At 72.6% G+C, this 18,232-nt stretch carries 16 protein-coding genes; 8 read left to right on the forward strand and 8 right to left on the reverse strand.

Annotated features, from left to right (window positions below):
- Together AB0N90_RS24790 and AB0N90_RS24795 are read right to left on the reverse strand one after the other, a co-directional pair.
- On the reverse strand, positions 1 to 314 hold a 314-nt coding region (locus tag AB0N90_RS24790), incomplete at its 3' end, for a sugar phosphate nucleotidyltransferase (protein WP_365200043.1).
- Entirely contained in the window at positions 311 to 2,113 is a 1,803-nt protein-coding gene (locus tag AB0N90_RS24795; protein ID WP_365200044.1) for a DUF5941 domain-containing protein, read from the reverse strand. The genes AB0N90_RS24790 and AB0N90_RS24795, both read right to left, overlap by 4 nt.
- A 335-nt stretch (positions 2,114 to 2,448) precedes the next feature.
- Between AB0N90_RS24795 and galE the strand changes: the two genes are divergently transcribed.
- From galE to idi, 3 genes are all read left to right on the forward strand, one after another.
- Positions 2,449 to 3,420 (forward strand): UDP-glucose 4-epimerase GalE, encoded by a 972-nt coding sequence (galE, locus tag AB0N90_RS24800; protein ID WP_365200047.1) that lies wholly within the window; start codon positions 2,449 to 2,451, stop codon positions 3,418 to 3,420.
- A gap of 134 nt (positions 3,421 to 3,554) precedes the next feature.
- A complete protein-coding gene (locus tag AB0N90_RS24805) occupies positions 3,555 to 4,496 on the forward strand; it encodes a cation diffusion facilitator family transporter (protein WP_365200049.1) in 942 nt (313 codons plus the stop codon).
- A 238-nt stretch (positions 4,497 to 4,734) separates the two neighbouring features.
- Positions 4,735 to 5,328, forward strand: coding sequence for an isopentenyl-diphosphate Delta-isomerase (gene idi / locus AB0N90_RS24810; protein WP_365200054.1), 594 nt, complete (start codon positions 4,735 to 4,737; stop codon positions 5,326 to 5,328).
- A gap of 42 nt (positions 5,329 to 5,370) precedes the next feature.
- Here idi and AB0N90_RS24815 read toward each other — a convergent pair whose 3' ends face one another.
- Both AB0N90_RS24815 and AB0N90_RS24820 read right to left on the reverse strand, forming a co-directional pair.
- Positions 5,371 to 5,862, reverse strand: coding sequence for an ATP-binding protein (locus AB0N90_RS24815; protein ID WP_365200454.1), 492 nt, complete (start codon positions 5,860 to 5,862; stop codon positions 5,371 to 5,373).
- A 148-nt stretch (positions 5,863 to 6,010) separates the two neighbouring features.
- Positions 6,011 to 6,592, reverse strand: a complete 582-nt coding sequence (locus AB0N90_RS24820; protein ID WP_361676010.1) for a DUF308 domain-containing protein — start codon at positions 6,590 to 6,592, stop codon at positions 6,011 to 6,013.
- 163 nt (positions 6,593 to 6,755) lie between these two features.
- On the opposite strand from AB0N90_RS24820, the gene AB0N90_RS24825 reads away from it, so the two are divergent.
- Both AB0N90_RS24825 and AB0N90_RS24830 read left to right on the forward strand, forming a co-directional pair.
- The gene (locus tag AB0N90_RS24825) at positions 6,756 to 7,511 is read left to right on the forward strand and encodes an enoyl-CoA hydratase-related protein (protein ID WP_365200057.1); all 756 of its coding nucleotides are present in this window, start codon (positions 6,756 to 6,758) and stop codon (positions 7,509 to 7,511) included.
- A 268-nt stretch (positions 7,512 to 7,779) separates the two neighbouring features.
- Positions 7,780 to 8,064 (forward strand): hypothetical protein, encoded by a 285-nt coding sequence (locus tag AB0N90_RS24830; protein WP_365200059.1) that lies wholly within the window; start codon positions 7,780 to 7,782, stop codon positions 8,062 to 8,064.
- Positions 8,065 to 8,159: 95 nt separating this feature from the next.
- Here the strand turns inward: AB0N90_RS24830 and AB0N90_RS24835 are convergent, their stop codons facing one another.
- Both AB0N90_RS24835 and AB0N90_RS24840 read right to left on the reverse strand, forming a co-directional pair.
- Complete coding sequence (locus tag AB0N90_RS24835) at positions 8,160 to 8,795, reverse strand: DJ-1/PfpI family protein (RefSeq protein ID WP_361675753.1); 636 nt, start codon at positions 8,793 to 8,795, stop codon at positions 8,160 to 8,162.
- 33 nt (positions 8,796 to 8,828) lie between these two features.
- The gene (locus AB0N90_RS24840) at positions 8,829 to 9,800 is read right to left on the reverse strand and encodes a DJ-1/PfpI family protein (RefSeq protein WP_361675750.1); all 972 of its coding nucleotides are present in this window, start codon (positions 9,798 to 9,800) and stop codon (positions 8,829 to 8,831) included.
- A 194-nt stretch (positions 9,801 to 9,994) separates the two neighbouring features.
- Here AB0N90_RS24840 and AB0N90_RS24845 point away from each other — a divergent pair, with 194 nt between their 5' ends.
- On the forward strand, positions 9,995 to 12,436 hold the full coding sequence (locus tag AB0N90_RS24845) for a Tex family protein (protein WP_365200063.1): 2,442 nt from the start codon (positions 9,995 to 9,997) through the stop codon (positions 12,434 to 12,436).
- A 202-nt stretch (positions 12,437 to 12,638) separates the two neighbouring features.
- On the forward strand, positions 12,639 to 13,310 hold the full coding sequence (locus tag AB0N90_RS24850; protein WP_361675744.1) for a hypothetical protein: 672 nt from the start codon (positions 12,639 to 12,641) through the stop codon (positions 13,308 to 13,310).
- 57 nt (positions 13,311 to 13,367) lie between these two features.
- Here the strand turns inward: AB0N90_RS24850 and AB0N90_RS24855 are convergent, their stop codons facing one another.
- Positions 13,368 to 15,008, reverse strand: a complete 1,641-nt coding sequence (locus tag AB0N90_RS24855) for an ABC-F family ATP-binding cassette domain-containing protein (protein WP_365200065.1) — start codon at positions 15,006 to 15,008, stop codon at positions 13,368 to 13,370.
- Positions 15,009 to 15,181: 173 nt separating this feature from the next.
- On the opposite strand from AB0N90_RS24855, the gene AB0N90_RS24860 reads away from it, so the two are divergent.
- Positions 15,182 to 16,099, forward strand: a complete 918-nt coding sequence (locus AB0N90_RS24860; protein WP_365200457.1) for an FAD-dependent oxidoreductase — start codon at positions 15,182 to 15,184, stop codon at positions 16,097 to 16,099.
- 102 nt (positions 16,100 to 16,201) lie between these two features.
- On the opposite strand, the gene AB0N90_RS24865 is transcribed toward AB0N90_RS24860, so the two are convergent.
- A complete protein-coding gene (locus tag AB0N90_RS24865) occupies positions 16,202 to 18,178 on the reverse strand; it encodes a Xaa-Pro dipeptidyl-peptidase (protein WP_365200067.1) in 1,977 nt (658 codons plus the stop codon).
- Positions 18,179 to 18,232: the final 54 nt, after the last annotated feature.

The raw sequence follows: 18,232 nt of genomic DNA on the forward strand, positions 1-18,232 counted from the left end.
AGCGCGTCGCGCCCGCACCACAGGGAGTAGGCGTTGTTCCACTCCTCGGCCTTGTCGTTGTCGATCAGGGTGAGCTTGAGGCCGTACTTCTCCTCAAGGGCGGCCTGGCGCGCGTAGACGGCCTCCTTGCGGTAGCCGACGATGATCGCGACCTCGGTCAGCCCGATCTCCGCGAAGTTGCCGAGGGTGAGGTCGAGAACCGTGGGCTCGCCCTCCATGCCCGCGGGCCCCACCGGCACCAGCGCCTTGGGCAGGGTGTCCGTGTAGGGGCGCAGACGCCGTCCGGCGCCGGCCGCCAGCACGAGGCCGATCATGCGGTTTCTCCTTCATCGTGTACGGCGGGTGCCCCTGCGGACACCCAGAACCGGATGCTCTCCGCGAGCACCACCAGGGCGACGATCACGGCGAGCACCGTGAGCGCGGCCGTGAACTGCGCGGCGGTGAGCGCCGCGGCCAGGACGGTGACGAGCAGGGTGCGCCCGTCGTGCCCCCCTATGGAGCGCACCAGCCAGGCCGGTGGCGCTCCGGCGTTGCCGCGGATGCGGTACACCGTGTCGTAGTGATGGTAGGCGACCGCCGCCACCAGCCCGAAAGCCGCGGGAAGCGCCCCGTTCACGCCCGCTTTACCGGCGAGCGCGAGGACGGTGCCGTACTCGGCGGCGCGGAAGAACGGCGGGACCAGCCAGTCGAGGGCGCCCTTGAGCGGGCGGGCGACGGCGAGGGCCGAGGTGAGGACGTAGACCAGCGCGCCGATCACCGGCACCACCGAGCCGTGGCCGGAGAAGGCCGAGCAGGCGACGACCGCGGCGCCGCCGAGCAGGGCGACGGCGGGAACGGCGAGGCCGGGCAGACCGCGCCGGGCGACCCGCCCGACCGCCTCGGCGAGCGGGCCGGAGTCGGCGAGGTCGGCCAGCGCCTGCGCGGCGCGGTCGGTGCGGTGCGCCTTACGGGTCAGCGAGCGCAGCACCCGGCCCGCGGTGGTGTACGTGGCGGCGAAGGCGCAGCCGACGAGCAGCGCGTAGAAGGTGATCCGGGGGGTGGTGACGGCGGTCAGGACCGCGATCATCGCCCAGCGCTCGCCGATCGGCAGCACTATCATCCGGCGCACCCAGACCGTCCAGCCGACGCTGTCCAGCTTGTCGGAGAGGGCGGCGGTGGGGCTGGTGTTGGCGGTGGCGTCGTGGTTGGCCTCGTTGAAGGAGAAGTCGACCACGTGCCGGCAGGTCTGGAGGACCATCGCGCCGAGCGCGAGCGCCCAGACGTCGTCATGGCCGCCGCGGGCCGCGCCCAGGGCGAGCCCCGCGTAGTAGGCGTACTCCTTGGCCCGGTCGAAGGTGGCGTCGAGCCAGGCGCCGAGGGTGGAGTACTTCAGGGCGTAGCGGGCGAGCTGACCGTCGGTGCAGTCCAGCACGAAGGAGGCGATCAGCAGCACGCCGGCGGCTATGAAACCGCCGCGGGTGCCGGTGGCCGCGCAGCCCGCCGCGATCAGCGCGGTGAGCAGCGAGGCGGTGGTGACCTGGTTCGGGGTCAGACCGCGGCGCGCGCACCAGCGGGCGATATAGCGCGAGTACGGGCTGATGCAGTACGTGGTGAAGAAGCCGTCGCGGGACTTCACGGCCGACTTCAGGCGTACGGCCTCGTCGTCCACGGCGGCGACGGCCTGGCGCGCCTCGTTGCGGGCCTGCGGGTCGGCGGGTACGACGGCGACGAGGCTGCCCAGTTCGGGGCGGTGGACCTCGCTGCCGTCGGCGTCCAGCTCGGTGACGATCCGGTCGGCCAGGCTGCCGACGGCGACCGCGGTGCCGCCGCCCGAGGAGGTCTCGCGGGCCACGGCGCGGGTCAGCGCCTGCCGGGCGGCCGGCTGCGCGGTGACGGCGCCGGGGACGGCGGCGAGCGGGAAGCGGGGGTCGGTCAGGCCGAGCCGCAGCGCGTGCGCATGGCCGACGAAACCGGCGTCGACCACGGCCACACGGTCACCGGCGGGAGCGGCCGCGAGCAGCGTCTCGGCCTCGGCGGTGCTCTCCGCCGTCCGGACGTCGAAGCCGAGGGACCGCAGATCGCTCTCTAGCGACGATCCGGGGACCGGCTGACCGGTGACGATGGCGGTCGGCAACCGAACTCACTCCCTGGGTGCCGGCGCGTCGGCGCCGGTCTTCTGCATGGTGGGACGCCCCTTGCCTGCGGCACCCGGGCGGCATGTCGGCAGAGGGTATCGGATGAACCGAAGCCCGTGTTCACCGGCCGTTCACGACCTGTCCCGCGTCCGGGGCCCCGCCCTTTGCCGCGATCATCATGAGCGATTTTGCCCCCACCCCACAAACCGCGGCCGCAGATGCGGGCATCCGGGACACGTGGGTCGACGAGGGGTGTGCGGTCGGTCGCCGAGGGCTACGGACCGCCTCACCGGCGCCGGTGCGCGATCCCCCGCGGAGCATAGGGTGAGGAAACATGACCTGGCTGATCACCGGCGGTGCCGGATACATCGGGGCGCATGTGGCACGCGCCATGGCCGGCGCCGGCGAGAAGGTCGTCGTCCTGGACGACCTCTCCGCCGCCGTGCCCGCACGGCTCCCCTCCGACGTCCCGCTCGTCACCGGCTCCACCCTGGACGGCACCCGGCTGCGCGAGGTCCTCGCGGAACACGGCGTCACCGGCGTCGTCCACCTCGCCGCCCGCAAGCAGGTCGCCGAGTCCGTCGCCGAACCCACCCGCTACTACCGGGAGAACGTCGGCGGCCTCGCCACCCTCCTGGACGCCATGGCGGCCTCGGACGTCCACCGGCTGCTGTTCTCCTCCTCCGCCGCGGTGTACGGCAACCCGGACGTGGACCTGATCACCGAGGACACCCCCTGCGCGCCGGTCAACCCCTACGGGGAGACCAAGCTGGCAGGCGAGTGGCTGGTCCGGGCGGCCGGGCGGGCGTACGGGATCTCCACCGTGTGCCTGCGCTACTTCAACGTGGCGGGCGCCGCCGCGCCGGAGCTCGCGGACACCGGTGTGTTCAACATCGTGCCGATGGTCTTCGACCGGCTCACCCGCGGCGAGGCCCCCCGGATCTTCGGCGACGACTACCCGACGCCGGACGGCACCTGTGTGCGGGACTACATCCATGTGGCCGACCTCGCCGAGGCCCACCTCGCCGCGGCGCGCCGCCTCGCCGGGGACGCCCCGGCCGGCGATCTCACGCTGAACATCGGCCGCGGCGAGGGCGTCTCGGTCCGGGAGCTGATCACGGTCATCGGGGAGGTCTCGGGCGACCTGAGGGAACCGGTCGTGGAGCCCCGCAGGCCCGGCGACGCGCCCCGCGCGGTCGCCTCCGCCGAACGCGCCGCCCGGGAGCTGGGCTGGCGCGCCCGCCGCGATGTCCACGAGATGGTCGCCTCGGCCTGGGAGGGCTGGCGGCTGCACCACGGGAAGTAGCCGTCGGCGCCCTGACCAGCGGATCGTTTCCGCAGGTCAGGGCACATGACAACGGTGTTCAGTACCGCGTTGCCCCATACCCCCCGCCCGTAGTTCACTGGGCCTCCGGACGACCACGGAAGGACGGTTCCGCCATGGGGGCTGGGCACGATCACGGGCATGCGCACACCCATGCGCCACCCACGGGCACGGCCGCGGCCGCCTACCGCGGCAGACTGCGGATCGCCCTCTGCATCACGCTGACGATCATGGTGGTGGAGATCGCCGGCGGGCTCCTCTCGGACTCCCTCGCGCTGATCGCGGACGCCGCGCACATGGCGACCGACGCGGTGGGCCTCGGCATGGCGCTGCTGGCGATCCACTTCGCCAACCGCCCGGCGAGCGCCAACCGCACCTTCGGCTACGCCCGCGCCGAGATCCTCGCCGCGCTGGCCAACTGCGTGCTGCTGCTCGGCGTCGGCGGCTACGTCCTGTACGAGGCGATCCAGCGGTTCGTCACCCCCGCGGACACCCATGGCGGTCTGATGATCGTGTTCGGCGCGATCGGTCTGGTGGCGAACTCCGTCTCGCTGACCCTGCTGATGCGCGGCCAGCAGGAGAGCCTGAACGTGCGCGGTGCCTTCCTGGAGGTCGCCGCCGACGCGCTGGGCTCGGTCGCGGTGATGATCTCGGCCGCCGTGATCCTGCTCACCGGCTTCCAGGCCGCCGACCCGATCGCCTCGCTCGTCATCGGGCTGATGATCGTGCCGCGCACCCTGAAGCTGCTGCGGGAGACGCTGGACGTGCTCCTGGAGGCGGCGCCCAAGGACGTCGACATGGCGGAGGTCAGGGCGCACATCCTGGCGCTGGACGGCGTGGAGGACGTACACGATCTGCATGCCTGGACGATCACCTCGGGCATGCCGGTGCTGTCCGCGCACGTGGTCGTCAGCTCGGAGGTGCTCAACGCCATCGGGCACGAGAAGATGCTGCACGAGCTCCAGGGCTGCATCGGCACGCACTTCGACGTCGAGCACTGCACCTTCCAGCTGGAGCCGGGCGGACACGCGGAGCACGAGGCGCGGCTCTGCCACTGACCCGCCCGCGGACCGCCGCCGTACCACCGGCGGTCCGCCGCCGTACCCGACACGGAAGCCATTCATCCGTTCGATAGCACCCGGGCGGTTCCCTCCCGTGGCCTGAGGGCACGATGATCTACCGGGTCCCCCTTCCGGCGCCGTCGCACGCTCTGACATGCGGGTGTGCCGGGAAGTGCCGGGAGTGCCGGATTCGTACGGCAGACTTGGGGGGCGAAGACCGAGGCGAAGGATGGGTATGCCGATCACACCTGCCACCGAGACGCACAGCTCGACGAACGGCGCCGCACAGGCGATCCTGCTGGAACTCGTCGACGAGAAGGGCGTGACCATCGGCACCGCGGAGAAGCTCGCGGCCCATCAGGCGCCGGGGCAGCTGCACCGCGCGTTCTCGGTGTTCCTCTTCGACGAGCAGGGCCGGCTGCTGCTCCAGCAGCGGGCGCTCGGCAAGTACCACTCCCCCGGCGTGTGGTCCAACACCTGCTGCGGCCACCCCTACCCCGGTGAGGCGCCGTTCGCGGCCGCCGCCCGGCGTACGTACGAGGAGCTGGGCGTGTCCCCCTCGCTGCTGGCCGAGGCGGGCACCGTGCGCTACAACCACCCGGACCCGGCCTCGGGCCTGGTGGAGCAGGAGTTCAACCACCTGTTCGTCGGCCTGGTGCAGACGCCGCTCGCGCCGGATCCGGAGGAGGTCGCCGAGACCGTCTTCGTGACCGCGGGGGAGCTGGCCGAGCGCCATGCCCGGGACACCTTCTCGGCCTGGTTCATGACGGTGCTGGACGCGGCCCGCCCCGCGGTCCGGGAGCTGACGGGCCCGGCCGCGGGCTGGTGACGCCCCGCGAGGCGTCCCGAATCCCAGGGATACGCGGGAGCCTCAGGGATACGCGGGCTTGAGCGGCAGGGCGGCCCAGATCACCTTGCCGCCGCTCGCGGTGTGCTCCACGTCGACCACTCCGCCCGCCTCCCGGGCCACCTCGCGCACCAGGAGCAGCCCCCGCCCGCCGGTCCGGCCGTGATCGGCCTCCAGGGCCGTCGGGCGGTAGGGGTGGTTGTCCTCCACGGACACCCGCACCCACTCGGCGCCGACCGCGACCTCCACGGCCACCGTGGGCGAGAGCAGCGCCGCGTGCTTCACGGCGTTCGTGACCAGCTCGGAGACGATCAGCAGCAGGCCCTGCACCAGTTCCTCGGAGACCGGCACGCCTTGGCGCAGCAGCAGGTCCCGCACCGCGTGCCGGGCCTGCGGGACCGAGGCGTCCACCGCGGCCGCGGTGAACCGCCAGACGCCCTCGTACGGCAGTGGGTGGGGCGCACGCTCGGCGCCCCCCGCTGGGCGCGGGCCGTCCCCGCGCCCGTGGTTGTCCATCGTCCGGTCGCCACCCTCGCGCTCGATTGTCACCACGCGTCGAGTGTTGGTAACGACCGCCTCCGCTCCGGACGTCTGACCAGAAGTCGCCGGGTATCGAGCGCTTTCTGACCGACTGCTTATGACAACGTCACGTGTCGGACTGTTTTCATCCCTCCCGCTGCTCGCTGACGAGTCCGACGATCCGGCGGCCGCCGTAGCCGGTGGCGATCAGGCCGAGGCCGTCGAAGAGCAGCGCGAGCGAGAAGAAGGCGCCGATGACGTACTGGCTGCTGCTGGGCCAGTGGGCGAGGACCAGGATGCCGAGCAGCAGGTCGAAGACGCCGAGCAGCAGGGTCCAGCCGAACTGGGGGCCGCGCACGACCATGCTGCCGACCATCCGGAAGAGGCCGGCGGACAGGAAGAGCAGCGCGGCGAACATGGTGAGCGCGGCGGCGGCCGCGTGCGGCACCCGGATGACGACGACGCCGGCCGCGATGTTCAGGGCGGCCACGATCACGCCGAGCCAGAAGTAGTTGGTGCCGCGGGCCTGGATCGCGTGCAGCAGTCCGACGATCCCGCCGATCAGCAGCAGCCAGCCGAACAGCAGCATCGAGGTGAGCGTGGCGACCCCGGTGTAGACGAGCCCGACGAGTCCGGCGAGGACGAGGATCACGCCGAGCACCGCGAGCAGGCCGAACCCCTGGCGCATCGATGTCGCCCTGTCCTTGGGCTTGCGCGCCCTGGCCATCGCCACCTCCTCGGGAATCAGCGCCGATTCCGCCAATTCCGCCGTTTCCCCTGGAATCCCGTGCATCTTGAATCCCATGAATCCTCTTTGTGAGCATTCTCCCTTTATGTCCCCCTCGGGGGCGGTCTCGTAACTCCGGAGGCGGGCGGATAGCATCCGGCGCATGGAGCCCCAGCTGTCCCACCAGGTCACCGACTCCGTCGCCACGGTCGTGATCGGCAATCCGGCCAAGCGCAACGCCATGACGGCCGAGATGTGGCGGGCGCTGCCGCCGCTGCTCGCGGACCTCGCGCGCGATCACGGGGTACGCGCGCTGGTGCTCACCGGCGAGGGCACCACCTTCTGCGCGGGCGCGGACATCTCCACGCTGCGGGGGTCGGCCCATCCGGCGCAGGGTCTCGCGGTGGCGGCGGAGGAGGCGCTGGCCGCGTTCCCGAAGCCGACGGTGGCCGCGGTGCGCGGGTACTGCGTGGGCGGCGGGGTGCAGCTCGCGGCGGCCTGCGACCTCCGACTGGCCGAGGAGGGCTCCCTGTTCGGGGTGACCCCGGCGCGGCTGGGCATCGTCTACGCCTCCTCCTCGACCCGTCGGCTGGTGTCGCTGGTGGGCCCGGCCACCGCCAAGTACCTGCTATTCACGGCCGAGTTGATCGACACCGGGCGCGCGCTGCGCACCGGCCTGGTGGACGAGGTGCTGCCCGAGGGCGAACTCGACAAGCGGGTCGCCGAGTTGACGCGGACGCTGGTCTCCCGCTCGGGACTCACCCAGGCCGCCGCCAAGGAGTTCGCGAACGGCCGCGAGGACCGGGACGCCCACTGGACGGAGCAGGCCCGCACCGCCGAGGACACCGCGGAGGGCGTGGCCGCCTTCCTGGAACGCCGCTCCCCGCACTTCACCTGGACCCCGCCCGCCTCTCGATAGCCGGCGGAGCGGCGCCGGGGCCGCCCGATCGGCGCACACTCTGTTACTCACTTTCGGGTGAGCGCGGGGGCGCACAGGGGCGTGAAACCGCAGGAAGAGGGCGCATTCAGGGCATAAATGGTTGCTACAGGCGACTGTTACAGAAGTCCCTTATATCCGTAATGGCGTCCGCGCGTCCCCCGTGGCGGCCGGGGTGCGGGTCGCAGGGTGTGGGCGTGCGGCCGACCGGTCGCCACCTGCGCACCACACCCTTGTGAAGGGGGACCTCGTGTCCGTTCTCGCCTCTGTCCGCAGACTGACCGCCGCCGGTGTCCTGGCCGCCGCCCTCGTGGGCGCGGCCGCCCTGCCGGCCGCCGCCGCGGGTCAGCCGACGGCTCGTCCGCACCACGCCGTCACCACCGACGCGCGGCACTTCCCGTACCCCGGCGGCCGCTGGGGCCATGACCACCGGCGCGGCGGGGACCACCGCGGCGACGGCCTTCGCAACGGCCACCGGCACGGCTGGGACGGCCGCTTCGGCGACCACGACCGCCGCGGGCACCGCTGGCACTGATCCGCTCCACGAGCCGCCGTCGGCATCGGGGCTCGCCGGGGCCGGGCAGGACATCTCCTGCCCGGCCCCGCCGCGTGCGCGCGGCCCCTTCGCGGTCACGACAGATCGAAACGGCCGCCCGCCCGCAGTTCCTCGACCAGGTGGGCGGGCGCCTTCTCCGGGGACCCGGCGTCGTAGGGCGGCTGCGGGTCGTACTCGGTCCACAGCTGGACGGCCTGGGCGTGTTCGTCGCCCGCGATCCGGCCGACCAGGGTGAGCGCCATGTCGATGCCGGAGGAGACCCCGGCCGCGGTGACGTACTTGCCCTCGGTCACCACCCGCTCGCCGGTGGGCCGGGCGCCGTACTTCTCCAGCATCGGCAGCACGGCCCAGTGGCTGGTGGCGCGGCGGCCCTCCAGCAGCCCGGCGGCGGCGAGCAGCAGCGAGCCCGAGCACACCGAGGTCGTCCAGGTGCTCGTCGCATCGGCGGCGCGCAGCCAGTCGAGCAGTACGGGGTTCTCCAGCTGGGCCAGGGTGCCGGGGCCGCCGGAGACGACGACGATGTCCGGGTCCGGCAGCTCGTGCAGGGCGCGGTCCGCGGTGAGGGCGAGGAAGCCGGTCTCGGTGCGGACGGCTCCGGCCCGCTCGGCGACGAAGGTGAGGCGGGCGTCCGGGAGGCGGCTGAGGATCTCGTAGGGCCCCACGACGTCGAGGGCGGTGAAGCGGTCGTAGACGACGACGGCGATCTGCACGGCGGTTCCTTTCGGTTCGGTTGACGGTGGTCCTCAGTCGACGGCGGCGGGGCGGAAGCGGCGCCGGTACTCCGCCGGGGCCGTGCCGAACGCCTTGAGGAAGGCGCGGCGCATGGCCTCGGGGGTGCCGTAGCCGCTGGCCCGGGAGATCTCCTCGACGCCGTCGGGGGTGTCCTCCAGCAGACGGCGGGCGTGTTCCAGCCGGACCCGGTCGACGTAGCGGCCGGGGGTCACGCCGGTCTCGTCGCGGAAGGCGCGGGCGAAGTGGCGGGGGGAGAGCGCGGCGCGGGCGGCCAGGGCGTCCACGCTCAGGTCGGTGTCCGGGTGCTCGGTGATCCACCGCTGCACGTCCCGCAGCGGCTCGCGCAGGGCGGTCTGGGCGGCCAGCTGGACGCTGAACTGTGCCTGGTTGCCGGGGCGGCGCAGGAAGACCACGAGATGCCGGGCGAGACAGAGCGCGACGTCCCGGCCCAGGTCCTCCTCCACCAGGGCGAGCGCGAGATCGATGCCCGAGGTCACGCCCGCCGAGGTGGCGATGCGGCCGTCGCGGACATAGATGGGCTCGGGGTCCACGCGCACCGCCGGACGGTCGTGCGCGAGTTGCTCGCAGTAGGCCCAGTGGGTGGTGGCCCGGCGGCCGTCGAGCAGTCCCGCGGCGGCGAGCAGGAAGGCGCCGGTGCACACCGAGACCAGCCGCTGGGCGCGCGGGCCGTGGGCGCGCAGCCAGTCGACCAGCCGCGGGTCGGGGGCGTGGGTGCCCTCGCCCCCGGGGACCAGCAGGGTGTGCGGGTCCGCCGCCCCGGTGCGCGCCCCGGTGAGCGCCTCGTCCGGGACGAGCGTCAGTCCGCTGGATGTGCGCACCGGGGCGCCGTCCAGGGACGCCGTGCGGATCCGGTACGTGCCGGGGGTGTGCGCCTCGGCACCGGCGAACACTTCGAGGGGCCCGGTGACGTCCAGGCTCTGGACCCCGTCGAAGACCAGGAAGAGAAGGGTGCGCTGCGGCATGTCCCCGATTCTTCGGGACCGGGCGGATGACCGCAATGACGAATTTCCCACCTTTTCTGCCATCGGGAACATGCGCGGGCGACAGGGCCCGGCGCCGGGTCCGGCGCCCCGCCGGGAGACGCCCTGATCCACGGTTGTCGGTGTCACCTGCCACAATTGCCGCGCAACCTCAGTGGAGAAGGCGGTACGGGATCGTGACGACACCCGGGTCCATCGAAGCAGGATCCATCGAAGGCAGGATCGCCGAGGAACTCGGCGTACGGGAGCGGCAGGTGAAGGCCGCGGTCGAACTGCTCGACGGCGGTTCGACCGTGCCCTTCATCGCCCGCTACCGCAAGGAAGCGACCGAGATGCTCGACGACGCGCAGCTGCGCACGCTCGAGGAGCGGCTGCGCTATCTGCGGGAGCTGGAGGAGCGGCGGACCGCGATCCTGGAGTCGGTGCGCGAGCAGGGCAAGCTCACCGAGGAGTTGGCGGCCCGGATCCGCGGCGCCGAGACCAAGGCGCGCCTGGAGGACATCTACCTCCCGTACAAGCCGAAGCGGCGCACCAAGGCGCAGATCGCGCGTGAGGCGGGCCTGGAGCCGCTGGCCGAGGGCCTGCTGGGCGATCCGTCGGTGGAACCGCTGTCGGCGGCCGCCGCGTTCGTGGACGCGGACAAGGGCGTCGCCGATCCGGGGGCGGCCCTGGAGGGCGCGCGGGCGATCCTCACCGAGCGGTTCTCCGAGGACGCCGACCTGATCGGCGAGCTGCGCGAACGCATGTGGGTGCGCGGGCGGCTGGCCGCGAAGGTGCGGGAGGGCAAGGAGGAGGCGGGCGCCAAGTTCGCCGACTACTTCGAGTTCGCCGAGCCGTTCACCGACCTGCCCTCGCACCGCATCCTGGCGATGCTGCGCGGCGAGAAGGAGGAGGTGCTCGACCTCGTCCTGGAGCCCGAGGAGGCGACCGAGGGGCCCTCTTCGTACGAAGGGATCGTCGCCCACCGCTTCGGCATCGCCGAGCGCGGCCGCCCTGGCGACAAGTGGCTGACGGACACCGTCCGCTGGGCCTGGCGCACCCGCATCCTGGTGCACCTCGGCATCGACCTGCGGCTGCGGCTGCGCACGGCCGCCGAGGACGAGGCGGTGAACGTGTTCGCGGCGAACCTGCGCGACCTGCTGCTCGCCGCCCCGGCCGGCACCCGCGCCACGCTGGGCCTGGACCCCGGTTTCCGCACCGGTGTGAAGGTCGCCGTGGTCGACGCCACCGGCAAGGTCGTCGCCACGGACGTGATCCACCCGCATGTCCCGGCCAACAAGTGGGACGAGGCGCTCGCCAAGCTGGCCCGGCTCGCGCAGGAGCACGCGGTCGATCTGATCGCGATCGGCAATGGCACCGCCTCCCGCGAGACCGACAAGCTCGCCGCCGAACTCATCGCCAGGCACCCCGAGTTGAACCTCACCAAGGTGATGGTCTCGGAGGCCGGCGCCTCGGTGTACTCGGCCTCCGCGTACGCCTCCCAGGAACTGCCCGGGATGGATGTGTCGCTGCGCGGCGCGGTCTCCATCGCCCGGCGCCTCCAGGACCCGCTGGCCGAGCTGGTGAAGATCGACCCGAAGTCCATCGGTGTCGGCCAGTACCAGCACGACCTGTCCGAGGTGAAGCTCTCCCGCTCGCTGGACGCGGTGGTCGAGGACTGTGTGAACGGCGTCGGCGTGGACGTCAACACCGCGTCCGTGCCGCTGCTCGCCCGGGTGTCGGGCGTCTCGGCGGGCCTCGCGGAGAACATCGTGGCGCACCGGGACGAGAACGGCCCCTTCACCTCCCGCTCGGAGCTGAAGAAGGTGGCGCGGCTCGGCCCGAAGGCGTACGAGCAGTGCGCGGGCTTCCTGCGCATCCGCGACGGCGCCGACCCGCTGGACGCCTCCAGCGTGCACCCGGAGTCGTACCCCGTGGTGCGGCGCATGGTGAAGACCTCGGGCCAGGAGGTGGCCTCCCTCATCGGCAACACGGGCGCGCTGCGCTCGCTGCGCCCTGCCGACTTCGTGGACGACACCTTCGGTCTGCCGACCGTCTCGGACATCCTCAAGGAGCTGGAGAAGCCGGGCCGCGACCCGCGTCCGGCGTTCAAGACGGCCACCTTCAAGGAGGGCGTGGAGAAGATCTCCGACCTGTCCGCCGGGATGGTCCTGGAGGGTGTGGTGACGAACGTGGCGGCCTTCGGCGCGTTCGTGGACATCGGCGTCCACCAGGACGGCCTGGTCCATGTGTCGGCGATGTCCAAGACGTTCGTCAAGGACCCGCGGGACGTGGTGAAGCCGGGCGACATCGTCAAGGTGAAGGTCCTGGAGGTGGACATCCCGCGCAAGCGGATCGGGCTGACCCTGCGTCTGGACGACGAGGCGGCTCCGGCGGACCGGTCCGGCGGCGGCAGGCGCCAGCGCGGCGCCCGCCCGCCCCAGCAGCGGCAGGGCGGCCAGGGTCAAAGCCAGGGCCAGGGCCAGGGTCAAAGCCAGGGCCAGCGACAGGGCGGTCAGGGGCAGCGGCAGGGCCGCGGTGGCGGTGACCGGGGCGGACGGCAGGCGCCGGCCCCCGCGAACAGCGCCATGGCGGACGCGCTGCGCCGCGCGGGTCTGCTGAACCCTAAGCAGCGCTGACCCGCCGGCGGGGCCGGAGCCGGGACGGCTCCGGCCCCGCCGCATGTCTTCCGCACCAGGGGATACCGGCCGAACCAGACTTTTCCCCGTATCGAGGGGTTTGAGGCAAGGAAACGCACGAAGCGGGCACAGCGCCCACCCGCCCCCTCCACACTCACTTCTGTGCACGTGACCGTGCACGCGAAGCAATGGGGAGGACTCTGTGTTCCGCACTACCAAGCAGCGCCTGGCGGCGTGCACGGCCGCCGCAGCCGTCGCCGCCGCGGCGGCCACGTTCGCCGCTCCGACGGCGGCCACCGGCGCCGCGGCCCGAGGTGAACTGACGTACGGCAGCGTCATCCTGCTCCAGAACCAGTACGGCGGCGACGGCGGCTACCTCGACACCAACGGTGTCTCCAGCCAGCCGGGTGCCACCTACAACGTGAGCACCAATGACCGGCCCAACAGCCGCGGTCCGGCCACCTCGGAGTGGCGGGTCGTCTCCGCCACCGGCAAGGCCACCGGTGCCCGGGTGGTCAGCGGTGACGTCGTCTACCTGATCAACCAGTACGGCAGCCACCACACGTACCTGGACACCAACGGCGTCTCCGACCAGGCGGGCGCGAAGTACAAGGTCTCCGCCACCACCACCAAGGACCGGGGTCCCGGCACCGGCAAGTGGCACATCTTCGGCGTGCGGTCCTCGCCGGCCGACGGTCACATCCGCACCGACGACATCGTGCATCTGCTCAACGACTACGGCTCCGCCAACGGTGGCTTCCTCGACACCAACGGCCGCTCCTCCCAGGGCGGGGGCGCCAAGTACGGCGTCTCCACCAGCCCCTACAGCGACCGCGGCACCGGCACCGGGTCCTGGAAGGTACTGCCTTCCTGACCTGACGCCATGACCCGCCGGGCCCCGGGGACGCCGTATCCCCGGGGCCCGGCGCCGTCAGTGCTCGGTCACCTTGCCCGCCGCGACCTCCCAGCGCCTGCTCAGCCGGACCGCGTCGAGCATGCGGCGGTCATGGGTGACCAGCAGCAGGGTGCCCGTGTAGGCGTCCAGGGCGGACTCCAACTGTTCGATGGCGGGCAGGTCGAGGTGGTTGGTGGGTTCGTCCAGGACGAGCAGGTTGACGCCCCGGCCCTGGAGCAGGGCGAGGGCGGCGCGGGTGCGTTCGCCCGGGGAGAGGGTCGCGGCCGGGCGCAGCACATGGTCCGCCTTGAGGCCGAACTTGGCGAGCAGGGTGCGGACCTCCCCCGGTTCGGTGTCGGGGACGGCCGCGCAGAAGGCGTCCAGCAGCGCCTCGGGGCCGTGGAACAGGCCCCGGGCCTGGTCGACCTCGCCGACCAGCACGCCCGAGCCGAGGGCCGCGTGCCCGGAGTCCAGCGGGACCCGGCCGAGCAGGGCGGCCAGCAGGGTCGACTTGCCCGCGCCGTTGGCCCCGGTGACCGCGACCCGGTCGGCCCAGTCGATCTGGAGGCTGACCGGCCCGAAGGCGAAGTCGCCGCGCCGGATCTCGGCGTCCCGCAGCGTCGCCACCACCGCGCCGGAGCGCGGGGCGGAGGCGATCTCCATCCGCAGCTCCCACTCCTTGCGCGGCTCCTCGACCACATCGAGGCGCTCGATCATGCGCTGGGTCTGCCGGGCCTTGGCGGCCTGCTTCTCGCTGGCCTCGCTGCGGAACTTGCGGCCGATCTTGTCGTTGTCGTTGCCCGCCTTGCGCCGGGCGTTCTTGACGCCCTTGTCCATCCAGGACCGCTGCATCTGGGCCCGGTCCAGGAGGGCGGCCTTCTTGTCGGCGAACTCCTCGTACTCCTCGCGGGCGTGCCGCCGGCCCGTCGCGCGCTCCTCCAGATAGGCCTCGTAGCCGCCGCCGTAGAGGTTGATCCGCCCCTGCGCCAGGTCGAGTTCGAGGACCTTGGTGACGGTGCGGGTGAGGAACTCGCGGTCGTGGCTGACGACGACGGTGCCCGCGCGCAGCCCGGTGACGAACCGCTCCAGGCGCTCCAGCCCGTCGAGGTCGAGGTCGTTGGTGGGCTCGTCCAGCAGGAAGACGTCGTAGCGGGAGAGCAGCAGGGAGGCGAGTCCGGCGCGGGCCGCCTGGCCGCCGGAGAGCGAGGTCATCGGCTGGTCCAGGCCGACGGCGAGGCCGAGGGAGTCGGCCACCTCCTCCGCGCGCTCGTCCAGGTCGGCGCCGCCGAGGTCGAGCCAGCGCTCCAGGCTCACCGCGTAGGCGTCGTCCGCGCCGGGCGCGCCGTCCACCAGCGCCTGGGTGGCTTCGTCCATGAGCCGCTGCGCCTCGGCCACGCCGGTGCGGCGGGCCAGGAACTCACCGACGCTCTCCCCCGGCCTGCGCTCGGGCTCCTGGGGCAGATGGCCGACGGTGGCGGTGGGCGGGGACAGGCGCAGTTCGCCCTGCTCGGGCGTGAGCAGTCCGGCGAGCATCCGCAGCAGCGTGGACTTGCCCGCGCCGTTGGCGCCGACCAGCCCGATCACCTCGCCGGGCGCCACGACGAGGTCGAGCCCGGAGAAGAGCGAGCGGTCGCCGTGCCCGGCGGCGAGATTCTTGGCGACGAGGGTGGCAGTCATCAGGACGCCGATCCTAGTGGGCCCGCCGCCCCGGCCGATTCCGGCCGCCCCGTCTCCTGTGAGTATCCCCACGTCAGCCGATGTGCGCCGGGCTCTGACGGGGACGGCGGGGCAGGGCCTATGGTCCACACGTGAACAGCGTGAGCAGCGTGGACCGTGAGACGGACGGCGAAGTGATCGTGGTCGGCGGCGGGGTCGTCGGCCTCACCACGGCCGTGGTGCTGGCCGAGGCCGGGCGCCGGGTGAGCGTATGGACGCGGGAGCCCGCCGAGGAGACCACCTCGGCGGTCGCCGGCGGCCTGTGGTGGCCGTACCGCATCGAACCGGAGCGGCTGGTCGGCGCCTGGGCGCTGGAGAGCCTCGCCGTCTACGAGGAACTGGCGGCGGATCCCGGGCGGACGGGTGTACGGCTGGTCGACGGCGTCCATCAGGGGGCGCGCCTGGCGGAGCTGGGCGACTGGGCGGCCCGGGTGCCGGGGCTGCGCGCGGTGCCGGACGGGCTGGCGGCGCGGCTGCCGGTGATCGACATGCCGACGCATCTGAGGTGGCTGCGGGAGCGGCTGGTGCGGGCCGGTGGCACGGTGGTGCTGCGCGAGGTGGCCGATCTCGCCGAGGTGCCCGCGGCCGTGGTGGTCAACTGCGCGGGGCTCGGGGCGCGTTCGCTGGCCGGGGACGACACGGTGCGTCCGGTGCGGGGGCAGTTGGTGCTGGTGGAGAATCCCGGGATCGACACGTACTACACGTCCGTCGACCATTCCTCGCCGGTCGCCGCGTACTTCATCCCGCAGCCGTACGGGCTGATCCTCGGCGGTACGGCGCAGGAGGACGACTGGTCGCTGGAGCCGGACCCGGGCACGGCGGCGGAGATCGTCGCCCGGTGCGCACGGGTGCGGCCGGAGATCGCGGGGGCGCGGGTGCTGGCCCACAAGGTGGGGTTGCGGCCGTACCGGGACGCGGTGCGGCTGGAGCGGGAAGTCCTGGACGGGGGCCGGGTGGTGGTGCATTCGTACGGCCATGGCGGTGCGGGCGTGACGGTGGCGTGGGGGTGTGCGCGGGAGGTTGCCGGACTGGTTCTGGACCCGGACGCGTAGGCGGTTTTCTCGGGGGCTCGCGGCGGTCGTATGTGCCGCGGGTCGTGTCCGGCTGGTCGCGCAGTTCCCCGTGCCCTGGGGGAACTGCGCGGCCGTCAGTTCTCAGTCACCCGGGATGCGGCTGGGCCTGCGCGGGGTGCTCAGGCCCTTCAGGCGCTTCGGTGCCGGGGTTTTCGCCGTCGTGCCGGATGTCGCGCGGGCGAAGGCCTGCGCGCCGCCCACCAGCGGCAACTGGGCGGATGTACCGCCGAGTTGGACCGTCACCGTCGGCTTCGTGGACGGCGGGTCGATGAGGTCGCGGTCGGTTCCCGCGACGATCAGGGCGAGGCGGTGGCCCTTGGGGACGACATGGTCGGTGGCGGCCAGGGTGAGGGTCATCGTGTAGGACCGGCCCGGGGTGAGGGGGACGCCCTTGGCGAGGGAGGCGTAGTGGCCGAGGTCGGCCCAGCCGCGGCTGAAGACCGTGTAGTCGACGTCGGCCGTCTTCGCGGCGGTCTCCAGGTAGCAGGCGCTGTCACCGGCCGTGCTCGCGCCCCAGCAGGTGCGGTTCTTCAGGGTGGTGATGCCCTCGGCGTCGTCGGAGTAGTCGCGGATGGTGTCCGGGCCGACGTCGACGAGCACGGCGGACAGATGGGCCGAGGCGGTGCTCGGGGTCGCGGTGACCGTCACCCGTGACATGCCGGACAGCCGCAGGTCCTGGGTGAGGGGCGCGGTGAGGAAGCCGGTCTTCCCGGGTGTGGACGTGGTGAGTTGGGCCGCCCAGTCGGTCTCGCCGAGCTTGGGGTCGTCGGTGAAGGTCTCGGTGCCGGTGGCGCGGTGCAGGCCGAGGGTGCCGACGCCGGGCGCGGTGCCGGGGGCGGGGTGCAGGGTGGTGGCGCGGGTACCGGCGGGCGGCCAGGTGGCGGAGGTGACCCACTGGTCGGGGTGGCGTTCGATGTCGGCCACCGGCTCGCGGTCGATGCCGTTGTCGTAGCCGAGGAGTTCATGGTCGAACCAGCGGTGCAGGGTGTCGACCCAGGCGCCGCGCCGGTAGTCGAAGGGGTCGACATGGCCGGTCTGGGACAGCCACAGCTTGCGCTCCACGCCGTTCTTTGCGAGGGCGTCCCACCACTGGCCGAAGTGCTTGGTGCGGACGTTGAGGTCCTGCATGCCCTGGGCCACGAACACGCTGGCGCGCACCTTGGCCGCGTCCTTGACGTAGTCCCGCTCGGTCCACAGCGGGGTCCAGTCGCCGCTGCGCGGGCTGCCGTCGGTGAGTTTCTTCTGCTCGGCCGCGCAGTGGGCCGCGGCCGCGTCGCTCTGGACGTATCCGGCGAGGTCGGCGGGGCCGCCGTCGTAGAGCGGGGCGCCCTGGGCGAAGTAGTAGTCGTACCAGGAGGAGATGGCGCTGATCGGCACGATGGTCTTCAGGCCCTTGACGCCGGTGGCGGCGACGCCATTGGCGATGGTGCCGTCCCAGCTCTTGCCGATCATGCCCGTTCTGCCGTTGGTCCAGGTGGCCTTGACGGTGCGGGTCCCGGTGCGGCTGGTGTAGGCGGTGGCGCGGCCGTTGAGCCAGTCGATCACGGCTTTGGCGGACTGCACGTCGGAGCGGCCGCCGACGTCGACACAGCCGTCGGAGCGGTCGGTGCCGGCGAGGTCGACGCCGACGAAGGCGTAGCCGCGGGGCACGAAGTAGTTGTCGTAGAACAGCGGCATCTGGACGACATGGCCGCTCGCGTCGTACGTCTTGACCTGGTTCTCGTTGCCCCGGCCGCAGCAGGAGTAGTACGGGCTCGCGTCCATGATGACCGGCACCTTGCGGCCCTCGCGGGCCGGTTCGGCGGGGCGGACGATGTCGGCCGCGACGCGGTCGTGCCTGCCGTCGCCGTCCTCGTCGAGGCCGGTGTCCACCCACACGGACTCGCGGACGGCGTGGGCGTAGGAGTAGACGGGGGCGCTCTCCCGGGGCGCTGCGGCCTGGGCGGCGGCCGGGGTGAGGAAGGTGGCCAGCAGGGCCGCGACGGCGGCCGTCGCGAGCGCTCTCCAGAGGGTGAGGCGCGTGCGCAGGGGCGCTCGGACAGATGTGCTCTTCGGCATGCGCGGACGATAGTCCTGTCAACTGCCGTACAGAAGAGTGCGTTACGGCACCCG

Source organism: Streptomyces sp. NPDC093018 (assembly GCF_040684035.1).
GTDB classification, from domain to species: Bacteria; Actinomycetota; Actinomycetes; order Streptomycetales; family Streptomycetaceae; genus Streptomyces; species Streptomyces murinus.